Here is a 17,383-nt window from a genome sequence, read left to right as displayed (position 1 = left end):
TATGAGGGTTTACGCGAAATGACTTTTCGAGGCCACCACTTTGCCTTTTCCGTCGCCGGTGGTGATGGTGTAGGCAAATCCCGGCTGCACCGAGTAAGCACCTACTTCACCCTGCTTATTGATTGCCAGGAAGCCTACCTGGAACGTTTTGGCGCGCGCAGGGTCGCGGTTTACGATCCTTTCGACCGCTTTTTTACAGGCTTCTTCCGGTGAGGAGCCATTGCGCATGAATTCGACCACCAAGTGCGTCCCCGCAACGCGGATCACTTCTTCGCCCTGGCCGGACGAGGTAGCGGCGCCCACTTCATTATCGACGAACAAGCCTGCTCCGATGATCGGGGAGTCGCCTACGCGGCCGCGCATTTTAAAGCCCATTCCGCTTGTGGTACACATGCCCGAGAGGTCGCCCTTCGCGTCCAGCGCGAGTGTGCCCATGGTGTCGTGGTTGAACGAGCCGTCGTCCAGGCGGGCTGGTGCAAATGGTCCGTGGCCTTTCGACTGCCGGTGTTCGATATTGATAACAGGCTTGTATTCAGCCTTTTTTAGCCATTTTTTATACTCTTTATCCGCATCGGGCGAAAGTTTACCCGATTCCAGCTTGAAACCGTTTGCCAATGCAAATTGCTGCGCGCCAGCGCCTACTAGGAACACGTGGGGCGTGGTTTCCATCAGCTTGCGCGCTACGGACACCGGGTGTTTGATCCTTTCGAGGAATGCTACCGCGCCGCAGTTCGACTTTTCGTCCATGATGCAGGCGTCGAGCGTCACGTGGCCGTCGCGGTCGGGGTTACCGCCGAGGCCTACGCAGCAGTTGATATCGTTTTCGATCGCGATGGCCGCCTGCTCCACGGCGTCGAGGGCGCGGCCTCCTTTTTCCAGCACGGGCCAGGCCGCCGCATTTGAAATTTGTCCGCTGTCCCAGGTGGAGATCACCACCGGGCCGCTGGCCACAGGTGCTTTGGCAAATAACTGGTTCACGCGCGTGAACGGCAAAGCGATGGCCGACAAGCGGAGAAAGGAGCGACGATTGGTGTTCATGGTGTCCGGAATATGGGTTCGCGAATGGATAGAAGCGGTTTTGTAAAATTTTGAAAATATTTCCGCTACTTAATTAAAATTTTTTCAAATATACATCGTGCGAAATTTGTGATCAATGAAAATATGAAATTTCATATGATCCGTTGGGGCAAGATTCTTATTTTGAAATGTTTGTACGGAAATAATGCCCGGCCGGGGCGCATTGCGGCATGCGGTCACTTACTAATTTTTTCAACCTAACAACGGGTGATTTCTGATTAAATGGCAACCTTTGGGCTACCAGTTTCAGAAAAACGAACGACATACACGATGACGAACTCTCCAAAGGCATGTGTAGATGTGGCGATCAATGCCTATGGCAAGCCGTACCAGACGGCGATCACGCTGCTCACACTGATGAAGCATTCGCAGCAATGGATTAACAAGATCTACTTTGTGGAAGAAGCGAAACAGCCGGAGCCGCCGAATTTCCAATTCATTTTCGATCATTTCGGCGACAAGATCGCCTACTACAAGCCGAATGTATGGCTTTGGACCAATAATGTAAAGTTTGATTTCCTGCTGAATTTCAAGCGATACCGGCACGCAGTGCGGTACCAGTATGCGTGGGAGAAATCGGACCAGAAATACCTGCTTGTGATCCATAACGATGTGTATTTCAAAGGCGACCTTGTGGGAGAGTATATCAATGGCATCGGCGGCGCGTCGGGTATCGGGCGGATCGGGCAATGCTGGGTGTGCCCTGCAATGGAGGCCGGCCTTTGCGGCCCCGAGAAATACACGGAATACAAGCCCGCCTACGAAGAAGTAATGCAGCTCGCGGCAGCGCATCCGCAGGCGCGGACAGGTGAATATGCCCGCGTGGTGGACCGTGCGGCACCGTGGCCTTTGCCAGAGTGCCGGCTGAATGAATATGTGGCGATGATCGACCTTGAAAAGACCCGTAAAGACACCATGCCGCTCGGCAAAGGCGCCGCATTCGGTGCATACGACCGCCTCGATGTGGGCGTGAAATGGTTCGCGGATATGAACAATATGGGCCACAGTTTTAAGCATTTCGATTACGATCCTTATGCGACGCACAGCTGGATCAGCTTGCAGAATGCCGGCCACAATGCCATGTTCAATAAGGATCTGTACAAATATGAAGAATCGGTGGCCTTGCAGGTGCTGAAAGACGAGTTCAATATCATTCCCTGATGTAACCTCTGCCACTCCGAGATATGGTATTGGAAATCAACGAGCTGACACAGCGGTATGGCGAGCGGGAGATCCTTTCCATTCCGTCTTTCGCAATCGAAAAAGGCATCTACTGGGTACAGGGGGAAAATGGAGCGGGTAAATCGACGCTTTTCCGGACGCTGGCAGGAATGCTGCCGTTTGAAGGATCAGTTCGGATTGACAATCAGTATGATCTGAAAAAGGACCCCGTCGAATACCGCCTCCGCCTGAACCTGGGCGAGGCTGAGCCGCTTTACCCGTCGTTCCTGACGCCGGCGGACCTGATCGGGTTTGTGGCCGAAGCGCAAAGGGCTACGCGCGAGCAATGCGATACCCTCATAGAAGCATTCGGGATCAATTACCTGCAAAATCCTTTCGGCAGTTGTTCGAGCGGGATGGTCAAGAAAGTGTCGCTGCTGTTGGCATTCCTGGGAAACCCTTCGATCATTATCCTCGACGAGCCGCTCATTACCATCGACCGCGAGGCGCGAGAAGTGCTTTTCGGGCTTATCAAAGAACACCATCGCAACGGCGTCACGTTTTTGCTTTCGTCGCACCAGCTTTTCGAGCAGGAAGGGTTGCACGTTTCACAAAGTTTCCGATTAAAGGACAAAACACTCATAGCGACCGACCTGCTATGAAAATGTTACTGCTTTCCACTGTTTCGGCGTTTTTCAGGCAGCGAGCCGGTACGTTCCTCGTGCTGCTGGGCGTGCTGTTCGGATTTTTGAGCGCGAATGAGCACCATGCCTTCGCCCTGTTTTTCCTGACCGGCTCTTATGGAATGCTCGCCCTTTTCGCGATCTGGCTGCTTTACACCCTGCTTTGCGCCCAATTCCTGATCAACACCTGGAAATTGCCCGAATACACATTCATTTTTCATGCACGCACGTGGCCCACGCCGGTGCGCGCCCGGCGGTTTGCAGTGCAGGCGGCAGGTTTTCTTCAACCGATCCTGTATTACGGCGTGTATTTGCTCATCATTGCCATTCAAGACAAGCTGCTGGGACAACTTTGGCCGGTCATTCCTTTTTACATTGTATTAATGCTGCTGCTAGCGCTTGCTGCGGAATGGCGTATCCGAAGGCCGGTCTTATACGTGGCTACCAGGCGCAAGAGCATCATCCGATGGCCGTTTCCACGCCCGAAATCGTGGCTGTACTGGTCGGTGGAATGGCTGGTGAGAGAGCGTGGGATTACATTATTGGTTGGAAAACTGGGTGCAATGCTGGTGGCGGCGGGTACAATGCTGTATTACAGCACCGGCGAGTACGACATCCGGATGCCCGCCGTGGGCATGTCGCTGGCCTACCTGCTCAACCTGGGACTTTCGCTGGAATTATATCAATGGGAGGCGGAAATATGGCTGTGGGGAAGGGCGCTGCCGGTGCCGGTTTGGAAGCGTTGGGGCAGGGTAGTGGCCGCCCATATCGTGCTGATCGTTCCCGAAACGGTGGTAATGCTCCGAAATGGCGCTCTGGGGTTTGCGGAAGTGGCCCAATTGTACCTGCTAGGTCTGTCGATCCTGATCGTTTTGCACCTTTATTTATATAAAAAGGCAGGGTTGCCGGAGAATGCCTTGCAGGTCATTCTGTTCGGATTTGTGGGGCTTACCCTAATCATATTATACAAAATACCGCTGCTCCTGCTCGCGGCGTGCGGGATGCTGTTCTCTCTTTACGCATTTCCAAAGTGGTGTAAAGTATAAAGCCGGAACGTGTCCGGCTTTACAAAGTCATTATTTCGGTGTTGTCGGGCGGACCTCAATTTTGCTAGGCAGCGTCCGTGCCGGCATTTTGATCAGGTCTGATACGATTTGTCCGATGTCTTCCGGCTGAATTTTCCAGGCGTCTTTGTCCGATGGCTGGTGGTTGTTGAACTCCGTTGCCACGGAGCCCGGCATGATAGTCGTTACTTTTATGCCCGCATTGCGCACGTCGAGCATCATCGCCTGCGAGAAGCCTACTAGGCCGAATTTGCTGGCATTATAGGCAGTTCCGTTCGCAAAGAAGTTGGTACCGGCCAGGCTCGCGATGTTGATAAAATAGCCTTTCGACTCGGTTAATGCCGGCAAGGATGCTTTTGCACTGTAAAAAACGCCGGTCAGGTTAATGTCGATCGTTTCCTGCCAATGCTCGGCGCTTAGTTCCTGGATGGGGGCGAAATGGCCCACGCCTGCGTTGGCGATGAAGTAATCGAGGCGTCCCCATTGCGATAGCACGGTTTGCACCGCATTTTCCTGCGAAGAAAGGTCGCGCACGTCCGACTCGATGCCCAGCGCGTAGCCGTCGCGGATTTTGTTCAGGGCCTTGGCCGCTTCTTCTGCATTCGCTTTCGAGCGGCTGGTGATCGCTACGCGGATACCGTCGCGGATCAACACTTCGGCGATGCCGTAACCTATGCCTTTGGAGCCTCCTGTGATCAGGGCTGTTTTGATTGTTTCTGCCATTACCTGAGTTTTTATTTCAAAAATTTACACGTAACGGCTTAACAGTATCATTGATCAGAAGGTTTGGAAAATGAGCTGCCGGTTTCGAAAATCTGCATATCGCGGGTGTTTTTCTGCACCGCAATAGCCCCGAAAATACCTAGCAGATAGGCAAATGCATAAAAACCCTTCTCGCTCGGAAACAAGGTGGCATTCCAGAGCCCTACTACGAGGAGCACGATGGCGAGGATGGTCGAAAACCAGCTGATTCCGTAGTAAATGGCCGTTACCGGGATACCTTCCAGGCGGTCGCGGACGCTTTTCTGCACGGATACCGCTGCGAATAGTCCATACATTAATACCGTAAAATAATAACCCTTTTCACTCAGCAGCATTTCCGACCGCCACAGGCCGATGATGAAGCCTGCCATCCCTACGCCCAATGCGATCCAGGACGCGGCAATGAAGGCTCCCGAGGTTTTCTGGGCATTTGTAGTGTTCATGACCGTGTAAGTTAAATTGTTGGAGAAGGTTTTTTGCCTGAATATTACATCATTTTGTAATAAAGTACCATACTCCGTTTATTTGCCGGTCTCTGCCCAATATCCTATTTTTGCCGGCAGTATACATTTTGACAGATTCTAATCGTATTTATGAAGTTAGTAGCAAATAAAGTTGCATTGGTAACAGGGGCTTCGCGGGGTATCGGACGTTCGATCGCGCTGCGCCTGGCTCAGGAAGGTGCTGATGTCGCATTTACATATCTGTCCAGCGTCGAGAAAGGCGAGGCCCTTGCCCGCGAACTGGAAGCATTCGGCGTGAAGGCGAAAGGCTACCGCTCCGATGCATCGGATTTCCAGGCGGCTGACCAGCTCATTACCGACGTGATCGCCGATTTCGGGAAACTGGACGTGCTCATCAACAATGCAGGTGTTACCCGCGACGGGCTCCTGATGCGCATGAGCGAAGAGCAATGGGACACCGTGATCAACATCAACCTGAAATCGGTTTTTAACCTTACCAAGGCCGCTACGAAATCTATGATCCGCGCCAAAAGCGGTTCGATTATCAATATCACATCGGTGGTTGGTATACGCGGCAACGCCGGGCAGTCTAACTACGCTGCTTCCAAGGCCGGTATCATCGGCTTCACCAAGTCGATTGCATTGGAATTGGGTTCCAGAAATATCCGCTCGAATGCCGTTGCGCCGGGTTTTATCGAAACTGAAATGACCGACGCGGTAGATGCCAAAGCGGTGGACGACTGGAAACAATCTATCCCGATGAAACGCGGAGGCCAGCCCGAAGAAGTGGCGGACGCCTGCGTGTTCCTCGCATCGGATATGTCGCGCTATATCACCGGCCAGGTAATCCAGGTTGACGGTGGTATGTTAACATAGCGTCTTTCTACGTTAGTAAATAGCTGGCGGTTTCGTTATATTGTAACGTCGCCAGCTATTGAATCCCAACACATGCGGTCAGAACTCATATTCCAAACCCCTTACTGGTTCATCATATTCTGCGTGCTTGCGGGCCTGGCTTATGCCTGGCTGCTGTATCAGCCGCAACCGGCCTGGGGGAAGAAACTGAACTACGGACTGGCAGCTGTGCGGGGAATTGTGGTGGCATTGATTTGCTTTCTCCTGCTGAGCCCGCTTGTGCGGCGCACGCAAAGTTCGGTCGATAAGGCCAAGATCGTTTTCGCGATCGATAATTCCGAATCGGTAGGGAAATACGGCCAGGCCGCAATGGAGCAGGTGAGGGCTGCCACCCGCGATCTGAACGATGCGGGTTTTGAGGTGAGTGTAGAAACGCTCGAAGGCACCGAAAAGAATACCGATTCCCTTCGATTTAACCAAAACAAAACCAACCTGGCCGCGCTGCTGCAAAATGTGCGGGGCAATTTCGAAGGCAGAAATCTGACCGACGTGGTGCTGCTTTCGGACGGGATTGTAAACCAGGGCGTATCGCCGGCCTACAACCGTTATCCGTTCCGGGTGAATGCATTGGCAGTGGGCGACTCGGTTCCGAAGCTAGATATCCGGGTCAAAGATGTGGTGAGCAACCGCATTGCCTACCTGGGAAATGAGTTTCCGATCCGGGCCGAAATTGCGGCAAACGGCTTGCAGGGAAAAAGCACGACCGTGACTTTGAAGCAAAACGGGCGCGTGATCCAGAGCCAGCCGGTGGTGATCGACCGCGCGGATTATTTCAAGGCATTTGATTTCAAAACCTCTTCCGCACAAAAAGGCGTCCAGCATTATACCATCGAGCTGGGGGCGGTTTCGGGCGAAACTTCGGGCAGAAACAACCGGAAAGAGGTTTATATCGACATTATCGACGGTCGGCAAAAGATCCTGCTTATGGCCCTCGCACCGCACCCGGATATCAAGGGCATTCGCAGTTTGATCGAAGCGAATGATAATTACGAGCTGGACATCAACATTCTGTCCATCGCGAATAACCCGCCTGCAAGCGCCAAGCCTTATGACCTCGTCATCCTGCATCAGATCCCGAATGTGCTCGGACTGGGCAATGCGCAGGTGAGGAAGTTCCTCGATGCGAAAACGCCGCTGTTCTTCATTTTGGGTAACCAGTCGGCGGTACCGCTGGCGAGCTCGCTGAACCGGTCGCTGTTTATCAATGCATCGGCGAATAACCAGGTCGACAGAGTGACGGCGCGTTTTAACCCTTCGTTTTCACAGCTAAACCTCGATGCGGAGAGCCTTAAATTGCTGGAACGCCTTCCGCCGCTTTCCGTGCCTTTCGGCGAGTACAACCTTGCTTCGGGAACGGAAACGATCCTTTATCAAAAGGTAGGAACACTGAATACCAACAAGCCGCTGCTGGTATTGAACACCAACGGCGACCATAAGACGGCTGTTCTCGCCGGAGAAGGACTGTGGCAATGGCGGCAGGAGGAATTTGCGCAAACCAACAAGCAGGAAGTGGTGGATAACCTTTTCCAGAAGCTGATCCAGGTACTTTCAGTGAAAGAAGACCGCCGGAAATTCCGCGTGTATCCGATCAGCAACGAATTCGAAGCCGGCGAGCAGGTTTCGTTTCAGACGGAGGTGTATAATGATATTTACGAGCCGGTTTTCGGTCAGGAAGTGAAGCTGGAAGTGGTGGACGAAAAAGGTAAAAGGAAACAGTTTTCTTACACCCATTCCAAAGAAACGCCCCGGTTCAACGTGAGCGGGCTGGCCGACGGCGTGTACCGCTACGCCGCATCCACGACGTTGAAGGGAAAGCAGGAAAGTGTTTCAGGGCAGTTTGTGATCCGTAATGCCGATCTTGAACTTAATAATACCACGGCAGATTTCGGAATGCTCCGAGATCTGGCGAGGCGGTCGGGAGGTGCTTTCATCACGCCTGCATCGCTGCAAGAATTTATTCAAAAACTAAAAAATGACCGCCCGGCCGACAGGCTCGACAGTACCGAAGACATGGTGGAACTGATCCATTTGAAATGGCTGTTCTTCCTGCTCGTTGTGTTGCTGGGTGCGGAATGGGGCCTCAGAAAGTACCATGGCGGTTATTAAGCTCTGGTCCCGCGATAATCGAATGCGTTTTATTCTTCATTGTTTACTGATTTCTGTACTCACCGGCAGCCTTTCGCATGCAAATGCGCAGGGGGCCATTATGCCGGGCGATACCCTCGCCAGCGACTCTACCGCCGCCGTAAGGCCTAATTACAAAATGCTGCGCGGGATTTTCGCGGCGCAGTCGGCGGTTTACCTGGGCACACTGTACGGCCTAAGCAAATCGTGGTATAAGAACAAGCTGACTCGCTTCACCATTGAGGACGACTCCCACGAGTGGTTACAAATGGACAAAATGGGGCACCTTTACACATCGTACCAAATTGCCCGCCACACCGCCGCGCTGTACAAAAAAACAGGGATTTCGAAACGGCAAATGCTTGTTTACGGCGCCATTTCAGGTGTAATCTTCCAAACGCCGATCGAGATACTCGATGGCTTCTCGCCCGACTACGGCTTTTCGCCGGGCGATATGATCGCGAACATCAGCGGTTCGGCGCTCTACCTGGGGCAGGTGGCGCTGTGGGACGAGGTTCGTATACAACCCAAGTTCTCATTCCATTATACTTCCCTGGCGCGGGTACGGCCGGAGTTGCTCGGAAGCACGTGGTCGGAGCGGTGGCTGAAAGATTACAATGGGCAGACTTACTGGTTTTCGGCGAGTCCGAAATCATTTTTTAAAGGTTCGCGATGGCCTGCCTGGCTATGTTTTTCAGTAGGTTACGGGATTCAGGATATGGTGTCGGCTGAACCGGACAAAAGCATTGAAATGGGTTACCGGCCTTACCGGCAGTATTATTTATCCATGGATATCGATCTGACGAAGATCAAAACGAGGAGCAAGTTTGTTAAAACGCTGGGTTTCCTCTTGAATTCGGTCAAGATCCCCGCACCGGCGTTGCAGATCACCAAAAACGGCGTCGATTTTAAACCATTTTATTTTTAAACACCTCTTGAACAATATGTTCGGGCGGTTGGAAAGCAATATTGACTATGAATATCGGAGATAGAGTACGATTGGTCCACGGGAGGGAAGAAGGCGTCGTTTATGCGTTTCTTCCTGGTAATGTGGTTGAAATAGAGATTGAAGACGGATTTCGCATTCCTGTCATGAAGAACGAAGTCGTTACGATTTCACCTGTGGAATCGCAGCGGATGGTGAAGCCGGAAGAGCCAAAGCCCGCAGCAGCCCGTGCCGATGTGATCGTGCCGCGCAATGCGCCATTTGCCGAAAAAGGCATTTACCTGGCATTTATTTCCATCAACGATCGCGCTTTGACCGTGCACGTGATCAACAACACCGACTGGATATTGCCATTTACAGCCACGGCGGCTTCCGAATCGGTGACGACCGGACTGGCTGCGGGCGTGCTGCAACCGCGCACATGCCAAAAACTGACGGAGGTTTTGATGAAAGATTTCGAAACCTGGCCGGTGTTTGACATGAAAGTCCTGTATTTCAGGGAGGGAAACCACCAGTTGCCCGTCGCGTTGAACAAGCGCATTCGCTGCCGGGCTCAGTCGTTCTACAAAAATAAGGGCAAAGTGCCTGTGTTGGCGAAGGACGGCTTTGTGTATCAGCTGGATGAAGAAAACCTGAAACGCGAAACGCCGGGCATTTCCGACGACGTGGCAGGGGAAATCAAGGCAAGCATGCTCGGCCAGCCCGCTCCCGAGCAGAAGAGCATTCCCAAACCCGAGCAGGTGGTTGACCTGCACATCGAAAAACTGGTGAACAATGCCAAAAGGCTGTCGAACGACACGATCCTGAAAAAGCAGCTCGATGTATTCGAAAGCAGCCTCGAATCGGCCATTGCCAATGGAATGGACGAGATCACGTTTATACATGGCGCAGGCAGCGGCGCGTTGAAGAACGAGCTGCACCGCAGGCTGGGCAAAAATCAGCATGTGCAGTTTTTCAAAGATGCATTAAAAGAGAAATTCGGATACGGTGCAACGCTCGTCAAAATCAAGTAATGCAGGCGTCAGGCGCGGTTATTTTTGGATAATCGTTCTGACAACCGCTGTTTTTTGGAGCTGCGGTTCTAAGAAAACCTCCCCTAAGGCCCCTATGGAAGAATACAAATATTCGGATAAGGAGATCCAAAACGAGAAGCATTTATCGGTACTGAATGTGCCCGTCGAGGTCCCGGTTGCTGAGATCGAGAAGCAGATCAACAACCAGATCAAAGGGTTGATCTACGACGACAACAGTTACGAAGACGATAATAACGACAACCTGAAAGCGAAAGTCTGGAAAATCAGCCCGATCAAAGTCGTGGCGATCGATTCCTCTTTTCTTTTTGAAGTACCCCTGAAAATCTGGGTCAGTGCGGGTTACAAGGTCAGTCCGCTGGGCATGACGATGTCGGGATACAAGGATACAGAGTTTTCCATCCGCATCCGGCTGATTTCCAAAATAGGCATTACGCCGTCGTGGCAGATCAAATCGGACACGTATGTGGACAGTTACGACTGGATCAGCGAGCCGAGTATCCGCGTGGCGGGCATCAATATCCCCATTAAAGGGATGGTAAGCCGGATGCTGAGTAAGAATTTTGACAAAATCACCGACGCCATCGACCAGCAGGTGTCATCGAACCTTGAATTGAAAAAGAATGCCGAAGTGGCCTGGAACCTGGCGCGGCAGCCGGTAATGCTGGCGCAGGAGTACGACACCTGGCTCGTGATTGTGCCTACGGGCGTGGAAATGACCCCGTTATTGGCGAAAAATAACATTTTGCGGTCGGTGATCGGGATTAAAGGTTATACTCAAACAGTGACTTCGGCCATGAAACCGGCGGTCGCGCCTGCTCAAAAGCTGCCGGATCTGCGGATTGTTGAGAAAGTTCAGGACGATTTCAAAATCGGGCTCATCAGCCTGGTCTCGTACGAAGATGCCGCACGGCTGGCCACAAGGCAGTTTGCCGGGGAAAAATTCTCTTTTCTGGGCGGACAGTATCATGTAGAAGTGACGTCGATCGACATGTACGGGCAGAACGACCGGCTGGTGATCAAGGCCGGACTGAAAGGGAGCATCAGCGGGGATATTTACTTAAAGGGAATCCCTTATTATGATCCCGCGACGCAGCAATTGTCGCTGAAAGGGCTTGATTATGACCTGGACACAAGAAATACGATCGTGCGAACGGCGGGTTGGCTATTGCAGGGGCAGTTCAGCCGGATGATGGAGAAGAAAATGATATTCCCTGTGGGCGGCCAGATCGCCGATGCCAAGAGCACGATCCAGAAAACGCTGGCTAATTATAAAGTCACCGAAGGTGTAGTTGTAAAAGGAATACTTTCCGATATTGTACCCGATAAGGTTTACCTCACTCCGAAACATCTTTATTCTGTTGTATTTGCGACTGGAAAAGTGAATTTGAAAGTCGACGGATTGAAAGGAATCTGATTAGAAATTTGTACAATAATCAGTGTAAGTGCCATTTTTTTTTACTTTTTATGGTATATTGACTGCTGATCGAAAGAAAGTATTTCTTAGCTTTGTGGTCAGAGGAAAGGTCTAAGCTGTCCTGCCGCTGCGGTTTTTTAACCGGGGAGGAAAGTCCGGGCAGCACAGAGCGCCGTACTTCCTAACGGGAAGGCAACGGATTGGCGACGGTTCGTTGACAGCAAGTGCAACAGAAAAAATACCGCCCTGGCATATTTTTTGTACGCCACGGTAAGGGTGAAAAGGTGGAGTAAGAGCCCACCGGTTTCCTGGCGACAGGGAATGCATGGTAAACCTTACGGGCTGAAAGATCAAATAGGTGCCGGTTTATGGGGCTGCTCGTCCCTGCTCTTCGGGGCGCTGGCACGGGTAGATCGTTAGAGGTTCCGGGCGACCGGAATCCTGGATAAATGGCAGGAGCGGAGATCGGGGATTTCCCTGGTTTACGTGACAGAACCCGGCTTACAGGCTTGGCTTTTTTTCTGATTTTTGAATTTATTTACAATGCTATATTTGAATTGAATCACATAACGCGTGTTTCCCATGAAGAAAAAGAATCTTTACGTTGCTTTACTTTGTTCTACCCTCCTGAGTTACAATACGCACGCTCAAAACCGTACGTATGAAGGACCAAACAAAATGAATACGTGGTCAATTACAGGTTACGGAGGTATTACAAAATTCTTCGGAGATTTGACCCAGTACAATGGCTTCAAGCGTGGAGACCGGGAAGAATTAACAGGCGCGTGGGGGCTTTCAGTAAACAAGCAACTTACGCCGCTTTTTGGTATCCAGCTGACCGGCTTTAACGGCCGCTTGCAAGGTGCCAAAGACAATCATTACAGCTCACTTACCGGTGACACTTACAGCGCTACCTTCAACAGCCCTTCGTTTGTTCAGTTGACATTGGATGGAACGTTGAATGTCAACCGTTTGCTGTTCGGGTATAACAAGTTCCGCCGCTGGAAACTGGATGCGCATTTGGGAGGGGGTATCATTTACTACCACACCGACATCGACTATACCAACGTTACGAAAGGTATCGACGGAAGCTTCTCCACCAACACCGACGCCAGCTCGAAAACAGCCGGTAAATGGGAACGCGACGGTTCTACTTACACACGTGAATGGGTAGTTCCAGCAGGTTTTGCATTGCATTACGAACTTTCTTCGCGGTTTGACATCGGTATCGACTACACGCATAACTTCGTAAACACCGAAAAACTGGATGCAACAGTAGGCGACCTTAGCGACTACGTTACGCAGCAAGGAATCTGGACCTTCAACAAAGGTGATTCAAGAAACGATGCTTACGGAATGGTTTCACTCGCATTGACCTACAAACTGGGTAAAAATGCAGTGAGAGCAAAAGACGGCAAATACGATGCAGCTGCTGGTCGTTACCACCTGCGTTGGGCTAACCCGCAACAGCTGATCCCGGTTCCTTACAACCCGACCATGAACGATGCGGATTCAATCGCAAAAGCAAACATGCCTAAGCCGGTTGACCCACGTCTTTACACTGACTCCGATGGTGACGGCGTAGCCGACCTGTTCGACAAAGAAGCGAACACGCCAGCAGGTAGCATCGTATCAGGTGGTGGTGTTGCATTGGATATCGACAAAATCATCCGCGACGCGATCAAAAACAACCTGCCGAAAGACGAATGCGAAGCGTTGTTCAGCAACATCGAATTTGATACTGACAAAGCGATCATCCGCAATGCTTCGAAAGAAACACTCAGCAAAGTGGTTGAACTGTTGAACATGCGTACCAACTGCCGCATCGTACTCGTAGGTCACACCGATGCCCGTGCTTCCGACGCTTATAACGTAAGCCTGTCACGTCGCCGTGTGGATGCAGCGAAACGCTTCCTGGTTCGCGCCGGACTTACAGATCCTAGCCGTATCATCGCTGAGTACTACGGTGAATATCGCCCGATCGCAGAAAACACAACTGTGGAAGGTCTTCAATCTAACCGTCGCGTTGAGATCAAGATCCTGCCTAACAATACAATCCGCTCTACTTACCCGGCTGGTTTCCGCCGCTAGTAGTTATGGGAAACACTTTGAAGGGAGACAAGAAATTGTCTCCCTTTTTTATTGTCCAATGTTCAAAAGCAGGAAAGTTTTGCGTACCTTTGCACCCTGTTTAATTACGGGACGAGCTCCCAACCATAACAAATTCACAAATGGCAGTTAAAATCAGATTAGCGCGTCGGGGACGCAAAAAGAAAGCGATCTATGATATCGTAGTCGCAGATGCCAGAGCACCACGTGATGGTCGCTTCATCGAAAAATTGGGTATTTACAACCCGGGAACACAGCCTGCTACCGTAGTTCTGCAATCAGACAAGGCGGTTGACTGGCTTTTGAAAGGTGCTCAGCCGACTGACACCGCGCGTTCGATTTTGCAACACGAAGGCGTATTGCTCCGCAAACACTTGCAAGTAGGTGTATTGAAAGGTGCAATCTCGCAGGACGTTGCCGATTCACGTTTTGAAGAGTGGAAAGGTTCGAAAACAGATCGTAAAACTACTGCTGCCGATACCTTGGCACAGAAGAAAGACGCTGACAAAAAAGCGAAACTGGACGCTGAACGTAAAGTTAACGAGGCTCGTGCTGAGGCTATCGCTAAGAAAAACACTCCTCCTGCGGAAGAAGTTGCAACTGAGGAAGTGGCTGACGAAGCTGCCGACGCAGCAGAAACTACCGACGCAGCAGAAACTACCGACGCAGCCGAAGCTCCACAAGCCGATGCTACTGCGGAAGAGTCAGCAGAATAATTTAATGTACATACATTGCGCTATGGGTCTGTCGGTTTTCCGCACAGACTCATATTGTTTTATACAGAACCAAACTAAGAATTCCCGCAAATGACACAGGATAACTGTTATTTATTGGGCTATATCGTGCGGACCCACGGGACTGCCGGCAATGTGGTGATTTATCTGGATGTGGATTATCCGGAAGATTACGGAGACCTGGAAACGGTTTACGTCGAGATTAAAGGCGAACTGGTCCCTTACTTTGTGGATGAGATCAATTTGCAGAAGCAAAGCAATGCGATCGTCACTTTTGAGGATATCGACACCATTGAAAAGGCGCAAAAGCTGGTAGGAAGCTCACTTTACATGCCGCTGGAAGACTTGGCCGAGCTGGGCGAAGACGAATTCTACTATCACGAAATCAAAGGTTTTAAAGTAGTAGATCAAACGAAAGGCGATCTCGGCATCGTTCGGGAAGTCTATTCGCTGAATGGCCAGGACCTGATCGCGATGGACTTCCAGGGCTCGGAAGTGCTGATCCCTACTGCAAATGACATTGTGATCAAAGCGGATAAGGATGCCAAATCGCTGCTTGTAAACCTGCCGGAAGGTCTCCTGGAAGTGTATCTCGATAACTCATCTGATAGCATTCCCGATGATGCGGATTGATATATTGAGCTGCGTACCGAGCTTGCTCGACAGCTTTTTTGCGCATTCTATCCTGAAAAGGGCACAGCAGGCGAATCATGTGGAAGTCGTTATCCACGACATCCGCGATTATTCCACCAACAAGCACCGCACGATCGACGACTATGCATTCGGCGGCGGTGCGGGCATGGTGTTGCAAATCGAGCCGATCGCGCGCTGCATCCGTGCATTGCAGGCGGAGCGTACGTACGACGAGATCATTTACCTCACACCGGACGGCGAGCAAATGCAGCAGCGCATGGTGAACCAGCTTTCGCTGAAAGGCAACCTGATGATGCTCTGCGGGCATTACAAGGGCGTCGACCAGCGCGTGCGCGATCTGTTTGTAACAAAGGAAATCAGCATTGGAGACTACGTGCTTTCAGGAGGCGAACTGGCTGCCGCGGTGCTGGCCGACTCCATTATCCGACTCATTCCGGGGGTGCTGAATGACGAAACTTCCGCATTGACGGACTCATTCCAGGATAACCTCCTGGCTCCGCCTGTATATTCCCGCCCGGCTGATTTCGAAGGCCATAAAGTGCCCGAAATACTGATGTCGGGGCATGAAGCGAAGATCGAGGAGTGGCGTTATGAGCAATCGCTCAAAAGAACGAAAGAGAGAAGGCCGGACCTGTTGCAATAGCAACCGGGTCCGGCCTTTTTATATCACTTCACTAGCCTGTGACCTTAAAAGTCCAGGTTACAATTGATCCATTCATTATCGAAGCTTGTGCCGTACTTGCGGTAGAAGTTGACCGCCGACGTGTTCCAGTCGAGTACCTGCCACATCATCCCGGTGCAGCCTACATTTTTAGCGGCTACCACCGTCGCATCGAACAGAATCTTTCCTATTCCGTTGCCACGCATTGATTCGGTGACGATAATATCCTCCATATAAAGCCGCTTGCCTTTCCAGGTGGAGTATCGATAATAATACAAGCAGAGCCCGATGATCTTTGAGTCCACTTCGGCAACGAAAAAATCGAACAGTTTTTCGTTGTAGTCGCGGGTTAATTTATCAACATTATTGGTGACCTGGTTCAATGCTCTTTCGTAGATCGCAAGCTCCTTCACCAATTCAAAAATTGCGGGTATATCCTCTGCTGTCCCTTGCCTGGTCGAAATATTCATGGTAAGCGGTTTATTGATTAGAAAGGTTAAGAAACGAGAATATACTACTTCCTACTGAGAGTTTACGTAGTTTTCCCACTTTTCGAGGATAGCTCGAAATCCTTCGGGTAGTTCGGTGTCGAACTGTATCCATTTTCGTGTAGTAGGATGTATAAATCCCAATGATTTGGCATGAAGCGCCTGGCCGGAGATAAGGCCGAATGCATTTTCGACCATCGCTTTGAAACTGCCGCTTGAACCGCCGCGCAGGATCTTGTCACCGCCATACATTGGGTCGTTGAAGATCGGGTGGCCGATGTGCTTCATGTGCGCGCGTATCTGGTGCGTGCGCCCGGTTTCCAGGTTACATTTGATCAGCGATACGTACCGAAGCGGTTTGATCACCTCATAATGCGTTACAGCGTGCTTTCCCTGGCTTCCGTCGACATACACATCCATCACACGCCTGTCGCGCGCGCTGCGTCCGACATGGCCGGTAATGGTGCCTTTTTCGGCTTTGGGTTCGCCCCAGATCAATGCGTGGTAGGTGCGTTCTATTGAGTGATCGGCAAACTGGCTGGCGAGGAATGTCATCGCAAATTCTGTTTTCGCGATCACGAGCAGGCCGGAAGTATCTTTGTCGATCCGGTGCACGAGACCGGGGCGGCCTTCGCCATTGCGCCCGGTAGGCAGTTGCTGGAAATGGTAAACGAGGCCATTGATCAGCGTGCCCGTCCAGTTGCCAAAAGCCGGGTGTACAACCATTCCAGCGGCTTTGTTGACGATCAGCAGTACATCGTCCTCATAAATGATGTCCAACGGAAGGTTCTCGGGGATGATCTCGGTATCGCGCGGCGGCTGGGGCAATGAGAGCGTAACTACATCGAACGGCTTCACCTTGTAGCTGGCTTTGGTCGGCTGGCCATTCACACGCACCGCTTCTGCTTCGATGCCGTTTTGTATTTTTGTCCTGGAAGCGTTGGCTACATGAAGATTCAGGTATTTATCGAGCCGCATCAGGCTCTGGCCTTTGTCGGCGACAATGCGGTAATGTTCAAATAAATCGTCCTCGTCGGAGGTAATTTCAACTGGATCTTCGGACATTCTGTTTTGATTTGCTATCAACAAAATT

General features: G+C 51.2%; 17 protein-coding genes and 1 other RNA gene. 13 read left to right on the top strand and 5 right to left on the bottom strand.

What is annotated here, in order from left to right; genetic code table 11:
* Positions 1-9 precede the first annotated feature (9 nt).
* On the bottom strand, positions 10-1,038 hold the full coding sequence (locus DFER_RS12810) for an isoaspartyl peptidase/L-asparaginase family protein (protein ID WP_015812061.1): 1,029 nt from the start codon (positions 1,036-1,038) through the stop codon (positions 10-12).
* Positions 1,039-1,347: 309 nt separating this feature from the next.
* Between DFER_RS12810 and DFER_RS12805 the strand changes: the two genes are divergently transcribed.
* Genes DFER_RS12805 through DFER_RS12795 form a run of 3 tightly spaced genes read left to right on the top strand, consistent with a single transcriptional unit; the run spans position 1,348 to position 3,967 of the window.
* Positions 1,348-2,238 carry a hypothetical protein gene (locus DFER_RS12805; protein WP_015812060.1) on the top strand — a complete coding sequence of 297 codons (891 nt, stop codon included), beginning with the start codon at positions 1,348-1,350 and terminating at the stop codon, positions 2,236-2,238.
* Positions 2,239-2,261: 23 nt separating this feature from the next.
* Entirely contained in the window at positions 2,262-2,900 is a 639-nt protein-coding gene (locus DFER_RS12800; protein ID WP_015812059.1) for an ABC transporter ATP-binding protein, read from the top strand.
* Positions 2,897-3,967: a hypothetical protein gene (locus DFER_RS12795; RefSeq protein ID WP_015812058.1), complete on the top strand. Its 1,071-nt coding sequence runs from the start codon at positions 2,897-2,899 to the stop codon at positions 3,965-3,967. The genes DFER_RS12800 and DFER_RS12795 overlap by 4 nt, the downstream gene beginning before the upstream one ends.
* A 30-nt stretch (positions 3,968-3,997) precedes the next feature.
* Here the strand turns inward: DFER_RS12795 and DFER_RS12790 are convergent, their stop codons facing one another.
* The gene (locus tag DFER_RS12790) at positions 3,998-4,708 is read right to left on the bottom strand and encodes an SDR family oxidoreductase (RefSeq protein ID WP_015812057.1); all 711 of its coding nucleotides are present in this window, start codon (positions 4,706-4,708) and stop codon (positions 3,998-4,000) included.
* A 47-nt stretch (positions 4,709-4,755) separates the two neighbouring features.
* A complete protein-coding gene (gene yiaA, locus DFER_RS12785) occupies positions 4,756-5,190 on the bottom strand; it encodes an inner membrane protein YiaA (RefSeq protein ID WP_015812056.1) in 435 nt (144 codons plus the stop codon).
* Between the two features lie 150 nt (positions 5,191-5,340).
* Here yiaA and fabG point away from each other — a divergent pair, with 150 nt between their 5' ends.
* The 10 genes from fabG to trmD all read left to right on the top strand — a co-directional run bounded on the left by fabG (position 5,341) and on the right by trmD (position 15,784).
* Positions 5,341-6,087: a 3-oxoacyl-[acyl-carrier-protein] reductase gene (gene fabG / locus DFER_RS12780; protein WP_015812055.1), complete on the top strand. Its 747-nt coding sequence runs from the start codon at positions 5,341-5,343 to the stop codon at positions 6,085-6,087.
* A gap of 72 nt (positions 6,088-6,159) precedes the next feature.
* The gene (locus DFER_RS12775) at positions 6,160-8,232 is read left to right on the top strand and encodes a vWA domain-containing protein (protein ID WP_015812054.1); all 2,073 of its coding nucleotides are present in this window, start codon (positions 6,160-6,162) and stop codon (positions 8,230-8,232) included.
* A gap of 22 nt (positions 8,233-8,254) precedes the next feature.
* Positions 8,255-9,178 carry a DUF2279 domain-containing protein gene (locus DFER_RS12770; protein ID WP_143828730.1) on the top strand — a complete coding sequence of 308 codons (924 nt, stop codon included), beginning with the start codon at positions 8,255-8,257 and terminating at the stop codon, positions 9,176-9,178.
* 47 nt (positions 9,179-9,225) lie between these two features.
* Positions 9,226-10,209, top strand: coding sequence for a Smr/MutS family protein (locus tag DFER_RS12765; RefSeq protein WP_015812052.1), 984 nt, complete (start codon positions 9,226-9,228; stop codon positions 10,207-10,209).
* Positions 10,210-10,303: 94 nt separating this feature from the next.
* Complete coding sequence (locus tag DFER_RS12760) at positions 10,304-11,644, top strand: DUF4403 family protein (RefSeq protein ID WP_015812051.1); 1,341 nt, start codon at positions 10,304-10,306, stop codon at positions 11,642-11,644.
* Between the two features lie 108 nt (positions 11,645-11,752).
* Positions 11,753-12,164: RNase P RNA component class A (gene rnpB / locus DFER_RS29445), an RNA gene on the top strand.
* A gap of 158 nt (positions 12,165-12,322) precedes the next feature.
* Positions 12,323-13,735, top strand: coding sequence for an OmpA family protein (locus DFER_RS12755; RefSeq protein ID WP_143828729.1), 1,413 nt, complete (start codon positions 12,323-12,325; stop codon positions 13,733-13,735).
* A gap of 140 nt (positions 13,736-13,875) precedes the next feature.
* On the top strand, positions 13,876-14,469 hold the full coding sequence (locus DFER_RS12750; protein WP_015812049.1) for a 30S ribosomal protein S16: 594 nt from the start codon (positions 13,876-13,878) through the stop codon (positions 14,467-14,469).
* Between the two features lie 90 nt (positions 14,470-14,559).
* A complete protein-coding gene (gene rimM, locus DFER_RS12745; protein ID WP_015812048.1) occupies positions 14,560-15,120 on the top strand; it encodes a ribosome maturation factor RimM in 561 nt (186 codons plus the stop codon).
* Entirely contained in the window at positions 15,110-15,784 is a 675-nt protein-coding gene (gene trmD / locus DFER_RS12740) for a tRNA (guanosine(37)-N1)-methyltransferase TrmD (RefSeq protein ID WP_015812047.1), read from the top strand. The genes rimM and trmD overlap by 11 nt, the downstream gene beginning before the upstream one ends.
* 44 nt (positions 15,785-15,828) lie before the next feature.
* On the opposite strand, the gene DFER_RS12735 is transcribed toward trmD, so the two are convergent.
* Positions 15,829-16,272, bottom strand: a complete 444-nt coding sequence (locus DFER_RS12735; protein WP_015812046.1) for a GNAT family N-acetyltransferase — start codon at positions 16,270-16,272, stop codon at positions 15,829-15,831.
* Between the two features lie 51 nt (positions 16,273-16,323).
* Positions 16,324-17,355, bottom strand: coding sequence for an RluA family pseudouridine synthase (locus DFER_RS12730; protein WP_015812045.1), 1,032 nt, complete (start codon positions 17,353-17,355; stop codon positions 16,324-16,326).
* Positions 17,356-17,383 lie beyond the last annotated feature (28 nt).

This window comes from Dyadobacter fermentans DSM 18053, assembly GCF_000023125.1.
Taxonomy (GTDB): domain Bacteria; phylum Bacteroidota; class Bacteroidia; order Cytophagales; family Spirosomataceae; genus Dyadobacter; species Dyadobacter fermentans.
Note: the sequence above shows the minus strand (reverse complement) of the source record. Positions and strands in the feature narration are given on the sequence as shown.